General features: G+C 63.1%; 6 protein-coding genes. 3 read left to right on the forward strand and 3 right to left on the reverse strand.

Features of this window, described 5'->3' with window-relative positions; translation table 11 throughout:
• The first annotated feature begins 218 nt into the window (after positions 1 to 218).
• On the forward strand, positions 219 to 953 hold the full coding sequence (locus EN884_RS20775) for an AzlC family ABC transporter permease (RefSeq protein WP_013530159.1): 735 nt from the start codon (positions 219 to 221) through the stop codon (positions 951 to 953).
• Positions 950 to 1,249, forward strand: a complete 300-nt coding sequence (locus EN884_RS20780; RefSeq protein ID WP_013530160.1) for an AzlD family protein — start codon at positions 950 to 952, stop codon at positions 1,247 to 1,249. Before EN884_RS20775 ends, EN884_RS20780 begins: the two co-directional genes overlap by 4 nt.
• 6 nt (positions 1,250 to 1,255) lie before the next feature.
• Here the strand turns inward: EN884_RS20780 and EN884_RS20785 are convergent, their stop codons facing one another.
• The 3 genes from EN884_RS20785 to EN884_RS20795 form a co-directional block, all read right to left on the reverse strand.
• Complete coding sequence (locus tag EN884_RS20785) at positions 1,256 to 3,829, reverse strand: polynucleotide kinase-phosphatase (protein WP_063168770.1); 2,574 nt, start codon at positions 3,827 to 3,829, stop codon at positions 1,256 to 1,258.
• Entirely contained in the window at positions 3,826 to 5,268 is a 1,443-nt protein-coding gene (locus tag EN884_RS20790; RefSeq protein ID WP_244514334.1) for a 3' terminal RNA ribose 2'-O-methyltransferase Hen1, read from the reverse strand. The genes EN884_RS20785 and EN884_RS20790 overlap by 4 nt, the downstream gene beginning before the upstream one ends.
• 104 nt (positions 5,269 to 5,372) lie before the next feature.
• A complete protein-coding gene (locus EN884_RS20795) occupies positions 5,373 to 6,008 on the reverse strand; it encodes an FMN-dependent NADH-azoreductase (RefSeq protein ID WP_024505492.1) in 636 nt (211 codons plus the stop codon).
• Between the two features lie 113 nt (positions 6,009 to 6,121).
• Here EN884_RS20795 and EN884_RS20800 point away from each other — a divergent pair.
• On the forward strand, positions 6,122 to 6,519 hold a 398-nt coding region (locus tag EN884_RS20800), incomplete at its 3' end, for a LysR family transcriptional regulator (RefSeq protein WP_164895079.1).

Here is a 6,519-nt window from a genome sequence, read left to right on the forward strand (position 1 = left end):
GCGCTGCAGCGCCCGCAGAATCCGCTTGTCGATCTCATCCAGCTTCATGGCTACAGATTCCATCTATTCGAAAATTTGTAACATAAAATGCCAGAACTCGGCGAAATACAACAATCTCCGCAACCAAATTGCGGACCGATTTCGGTATGTTTGCTGCCGACATCAGTTGATTTCAAACGCAGAGAAGCGGCGGCCGCGAGGTCAGCCGATGAAGACACATGAGCATTTCACAGGCAGTCGAGACGGTGGCAGATGGTTCGAAATCCGAATTCCGCCGTGGCGTGGCGTCCTGCGCGCCGGTGCTGTTCGGCACCATCCCCTATGCGCTGGTGCTTGGCGCCCAGGCGACGCAGAAAGGCTTGAGCACGGTCGAACTGTCTGCCATGACAGGGCTGAACTTCGCCGGCGGTTCGGAGTTCGCGGCGATCCAGTTGTGGACGTCGCCGCCGCACATCGTGCTCATCGTCGCCATCACCTTCCTGGTCAACAGCCGTCACCTGCTGATGGGGGCGGCACTGGCGCCGTTCCTGCGCGACCTGCCACGGCGCAAGGTGTTTCCGGCGCTTTTCCTTATGTGCGATGAAAGCTGGGCGCTGGGCTTGGCCGATGCCAAACTGCGTGCTGCAGCCGGCATCACGCCGGCCTTCAGCCCGCGCTACTATATGGGCGCGGCGCTGGCGATGTATCTCACCTGGGTGGCCTTCACCACGCTGGGTGCCTTGCTCGGTCCGATGCTTGGCCATGTCGAGACCTATGGTTTTGACATGGCGTTCCCGGCTGTCTTCCTGGTGCTGATGCGCGGCATGTGGACGGGTATGGCGGCGGCGCGGCCCTGGCTGGTCAGCCTGGTCGTTGCAGCACTGGTCTATCTCTTCGTTCCCGGTGCCTGGTATGTCGCCGCCGGCGCCATGTCGGGTCTGGTCGCGGCCTGGCTGATGGCAGGTGATGCATGATTGATGCCGTGACCCTTCTCACCATCGTGCTGATGGCCGGCGTCACTTATCTGACGCGGATCGGCGGCTATGTCGTCCTACGCAACCGCACGCTGGGCGCCCGTGCCACGGCTGTGATGGAAGCTGCGCCCGGCTGCGTGCTGATCTCTGTCATCGCACCGGCCTTCGTATCGAAGTCCCCGGCGGATCTTCTGGCGCTGGCTGTTACTCTGGCAGCCGCCACGCGGTTTTCCATGCTGCCGACCGTGCTGATCGGGGTCGCTTCGGCGGGGTTGCTCAGGCATTTCATTGGGTAGTCTAGACTACAGCCTTGGATCTATTGGCTCGCTCTCCAGCGCCAGGACGCCGAAAACACACTCGTGGACACGCCGTAGGGGCTGCCTGGCGACAAACCGCTTCAGCGCCTCGTGACCGAGCGCGAACTCCCGGAGCGCCAGACTACGCTTGCCACCTAAGCCTCGTTCCCGCAGGCGCACGAGATTGTCCGGTGCGTCGTATTCAGGGCCATATATGATGCGCAGATACTCCCGGCCGCGCACCTTCAGCGCCGGCTGGATAACCCCCTTCTTGTTCCGGCTGACGAAGTCGCGCGGCTTCACCACCATGCCTTCGCCGCCCGAGCCGGTCAGCGTCTCCCACCAGGCAACAGCCTCGGCACAAGCGCCGGCGTCGGCCAGATCTACCACCCGCCATTGTGTTCGCGTTACCACGCCGGCAGCCAGGCGCTCTGCAAGTGTCATGTGCCAAACGTGGTCATGATCGAACCAGACACGTCCCTCGCTGGCGAGCAGGTGGAATGGTGCGACCTTCAGGTCCTCGATGCCCGAGACAGGCCACACGTAAGGCGCCCAAGCGGTAGCGTATCTGGCCGCGCGCGCGGCCCGGTCCTCAAGGCGAGCGTCCAGCGAGGCCGCATCGATGCCACGCGCCATCGCACGGGCCAGCGCCTCGCGACTGGCTTGGAGGCCTGCGGCCGCAGACGTCGCTACTGGTGCATACTGGCTTTCAATCAGGCTGCTGGCCTTGGCCGACCAGGGCATGATCTCGGCGTCCAGCAGCAGCCAATCGCTGTTCAATTCCTTCCATAGGTCCACAGCCTCGACTCTGGCGCGGAGGCGGGCGAGCAGGCCCTCCGTCATGCCAGTGCCGTTGAAAAAGGAGCGTCCGGTCCGGGTCCAGATCGCGCCGGTCTCGTCGCCAGGGACCCCGAACCGGTCGCGCGCCGCCTGTGCGTCTCGGCACAGCGCGATGACTGCCCGCGAACCCATGTGCTTCTCCTCGCAAACGATTTGGGTGACGCCACGCTCGCGGAAATGGGCGAAGGCCTCCTCGGGGCGCTCCAGCCAGCCGCTTTGGCTGCTGGTCTCCGATGGCGACATCGTCGGTGGCAGATACATCAACCACTGCGGCGACAATGCGAAACGGCTCATCACCTCAAGTGCTGCCGACGCGTTCTCCTCGGCCACAACGACCCGGCCCCTCAGTTCGGTCTCGATCCAACGTCGACCAGAGACATCCTCATAGTCGAGCACCCCGTCGGCGTCGGCCTGTGCCGATCTGCCCAGACCGGAGGATCCACCTAGTGGGCGCACCGGTTCGGACCAAGTCTGGATTGCCGGCACCTCGACCAGTTCGCGTTCCGGCCAGCGCAAGGCCGTCAGTTTGCCGCCGAACACGCAACCGGTGTCGATACACAGCGTGTTGTTGACCCATTCGGCCGACAGCACCGGCGTGTGCCCGTAGACCACGGCGGTCTTGCCGCGATAGGCGGCAGTCCAATCGGCACGGACGGGCAGGCCGAATTCGTCGATTTCGCCAGTGGTTTCGCCATAGAGGGCGAACTCGCGCACAGCGCCGGAGCCACGTCCGATCATCTCTTCCTTGAGGCCGGCATGGGCGACGGCGAGGCGTCCGTCATCCAGCCAGACGTGGCTGCGCAGGCTGTCGAGGAAGGCCGGCAAAGCCTCTCGCAGGCCGCGATCCTGAGCGTCCAGCTGATCGATGGTTTGTTGCAGGCCGTGGGCAATCGTCACCTTGCGGCCCTCCAGCCAGCGGCTGAGCTTGCGTTCGTGATTGCCCTGGACACAGTAGGCGGCTCCGGCCGCGACCATGCTCATGGCGATGCGCAAGGTGTCGGGCACGTTGGGACCGCGATCGACGAGGTCGCCGACAAAGACGATCTTGCGGCCTTCCGGCGGTGTCACAGCGACGATTCGTTCGCCATGATCCTCGGACCAGGCGACGCTGTAACCGAGTTGAGCGAGCAAGGCCTGAAGTTCATCGGCGCAGCCGTGGATGTCGCCTATGATATCGAACGGACCGTGGTGGTCGCGCTTGTCGGTCCACAATGGCTGGCGCGTGACCCTGGCGGTGTCGATACTGGCCTCGCTGGTAAGCTTCCAGACCTGGCGGAAACCTTCGCGTTGCAGCCCGCCGAGGCCCTTGCGAATTTCGGTGGTCATGCGCTGGACCACGCCGGCGCCGAACGGCCGGTCGGGTCGCAACGCGTTGCGAGCGACGCAGACGTCGACACCTGGATCGATGACCACGGCGACCGGCAAGGTGTGCCACTTGCGCGCAAGTTCGATCCAGGCCTTGCGGTCAGCGGCTCGCACGTTGGTGGCATCGATGACGGCCAGCTTGCGATACTTGAGCCGTTTGCTGGCAATCTCGCGCGCCAAATCGAAGGCATCTGCCGAGACATCCTGATCAGTCTCGTTGTCGCTGACTAGCGCGCGGCAGCGATCCGAGGAGATGATTTCTGTCGGCAGGAAGTGCCTGGCGGCGAAGGTCGACTTGCCTGATCCCGTCGATCCGATCAGCACGACCAGGGCGAAGTCAGGGATGGCGAGATCGGTCTTGTCGGGCTCTCTCATCGGGTGAACACCGCCATCTGTGTCGGCGCCCCCAGGACTGGGTGCACGGCTCCGATGTCGCTGAATGCGGCGCTGTAGCCATAGGCCTTGCCGATCCGGGCCGCCCAGGCTTCAAACCGAACGCGGCTCCATTCGAAACGGTGATCCGGATGGCGAAAGGCGCCGGGAGCCAGATTGGGAAACAAGGCGTTATAATCGGCGTTGGGCGTGGTCACGATCACGGTTTTGGGCGCCGTCTCGCCGAAGACAACACGTTCGATTAGGGGCAATCTGTCTTCGTCGAGATGCTCGATGACCTCCACCAACACGGCAACATCAGCTTCTGCCCAGCGGCTGTCGCGATATGTCAGCGATCCATGCATCAGCGTGACACGGCCTTCGGGCGGTCCGCCGAACTCGTTCAGCTTGAGACGCTTGGCAGCCCGTTCCAGCTCACGAACGGCAGGGTCGAGTCCGAACATCTTGTGGACCCATCGTTCGCGCACGAGCCGATAGAGAAGCTTGCCTTCGCCGCATCCCAGATCTGCAATACTGGTCGCGCCGGTCGCGCGGATGGCTCGGACCACTGCGTCCATGCGCAGGTCATTCAGTCGGATGGGCGCCTCGAGCGCTTCCTCGGGCGCAATCCGGGCTTCGGGAGGCAGGGCCTCACCAGCCGTCTCGGGAGCCAGTCGCTCTAGGGCGATGCGGGCCAACGCACCCCGGTTGCGCAGATAACGGCGCACGATTAGGTCTTTGGCTGGGTGGTTTTCCAGCCAGCCTTCGCCTTTGGACAGCAGCTTGTCGATCTCGGCCTCGCCAACCCAGTAGTGCTTGGCGTCGTCCATCACCGGGATCAGGACATAGAGGTGATTGAGCAGGCTGCTTAGCCGGCCGGTGCCGGTCAGCCTAAGATGACCGTATCGGGGGCCGCCTGTGTTGGATCCAATAGTTTCGATCGGTGTCAGGTCAACGGACCATCCCAAGGGTTCGAACAGACCCCGCACGAGAGCCTCGCCGCCGCGCATCGGCAGCGGGGTCACCACGGTTTCGAGCGGCAGGTCGCTGTCGGCCAGTTGCTGGCGTTCCTTTGATATGCCGGTCATCGCGGTTCGCAGCGCCTTATTCAATGCCACTGACAGGAAGGACGATGCCGCATACGGGCGGTCGTTCACATACTGGTCCAACAAGCCTTCTGCCTGCCCCTTGCCTCGCACTAGCCCTATAGGGTCGACGTCTAGCAGAAGTACGGCCTCGCAACGCTCGTCGGTCGCTTCCGGATAGAACAGCCAAGCCTTGCCGAAGGATAGGTCAGTCTCGTGCAGACGTTCGGGGTGCTTGTGCAGCAAGAAGCCGAGATCTGTGGCCGGACGTTGCGTTGTAGCGACGGAAAGGAACATCGGCGACCGATAACGCAGAACAGCAGAATAACCAATGGCGTTGCGCTGCAATTTATCCAACGCAATACATCCATTTTCCACACGTAACTTTGTCGCGCCGCCAAGAAAAAGGCAGGCGCGTACGCGCCTGCCTTTTTCAATTTCGGGTGGGTGGCCGCAGCGCCTTATGCGGCAGCCGCGACGTCCCGGCTGGCGGCCACGACGGCGTCGACCTTGGCGGTCGCCTTGGCGAGCGCTGCTGTCACCGCGTCAGGGCCCATGCCGACACCTTCGATGCGGATGACATCGACATCGGTCATGCCGAGGAAGCCGAGCACGCCACGCAGGTAGGGAATGGCGTGATCGAACTGCACGGCCGCACCTTCCGAATAGATGCCGCCGGAAGCCAGCACGATATAGACCTTCTTGCCGGTGACCAGACCCTTGGGGCCGTTCTCGCCATAGGCAAAGCTCTTGCCGGAGCGGGAGATGTGGTCGACCCATGACTTCAGGGTCGAGGAGATGTTGAAGTTGATGAAGCCGGTGGCCAGGATCACCGTGTCGGCGGCGAATAGCTCGTCGAGCACGACATCGGAGACGCCGACGACTTCAGCCTGGCGCGGGGTGCGCGCTTCGGCCGGGGTATAGATGCCCGTCGCATAGTCGGCATCGATGTGCGGCAACGGATTGGCGACGAGGTCGCGCACGACGAGCGTGTTCGACGGATCGGCGGCGACGAGCTTTTCGGCGAATTCGGTGGCGATGCGGGTCGAATGCGAGGCAGCGCCGCGCGGGCTCGAAGTGACAAGAAGAATGGACATTTTGGGCTCTCTCCAGCGGTTGGAATGATTTGTCCCGCCAGATATGGGGCTTTCGATCCATTCAATAAACTGGTATATTTTCTATACGATCCATCCATAAGTTGGATATAACGATGCAGCCCAACCCGACGCTCGATCAACTTCAGATCTTTGTGACAGTCGCCGAAGCCGGCAGCTTCTCGGCCGCCGGCCGCAAGCTCAACCGGGCACAGTCCGTCATCAGCTACGGCATCGCCAATCTCGAGGCGCAGCTTGGGCTGAAACTGTTCGAGCGCGAGGGCACGCGCGAGCCGCAATTGACGGAGATCGGCCGGGCAATGCTGGAGGACGCACGGCGCATGATCGGCGTGCTGCAGCGCATCCGCTCGCGCGTCGACGGCCACCACCAGGGGCTCGAGGCCGAGGTCGCGCTGTCGGTCGACGCGACGCTGCCGTCACCGGTGCTGGTTCGGGTGCTGAAGGCATTCGAGGCGCAGTTTCCGACCGTGATGCTGCGGCTGCACATCGGCAC

The sequence above is a fragment of the Mesorhizobium sp. M7A.F.Ca.AU.001.01.1.1 genome (genome assembly GCF_004022735.1).
GTDB lineage: Bacteria > Pseudomonadota > Alphaproteobacteria > Rhizobiales > Rhizobiaceae > Mesorhizobium > Mesorhizobium ciceri.

What these genes read in the sequence shown, in the direction of transcription:
- EN884_RS20775 (WP_013530159.1), top strand. Translation starts at nt 219, where the DNA reads ATGAGCATTTCACAGGCAGTCGAGACGGTGGCAGATGGTTCGAAATCC.
- EN884_RS20780 (WP_013530160.1), top strand. Translation starts at nt 950, where the DNA reads ATGATTGATGCCGTGACCCTTCTCACCATCGTGCTGATGGCCGGCGTC.
- EN884_RS20785 (WP_063168770.1), bottom strand. Translation starts at nt 3,829, where the DNA reads ATGAGAGAGCCCGACAAGACCGATCTCGCCATCCCTGACTTCGCCCTG.
- EN884_RS20795 (WP_024505492.1), bottom strand. Translation starts at nt 6,008, where the DNA reads ATGTCCATTCTTCTTGTCACTTCGAGCCCGCGCGGCGCTGCCTCGCAT.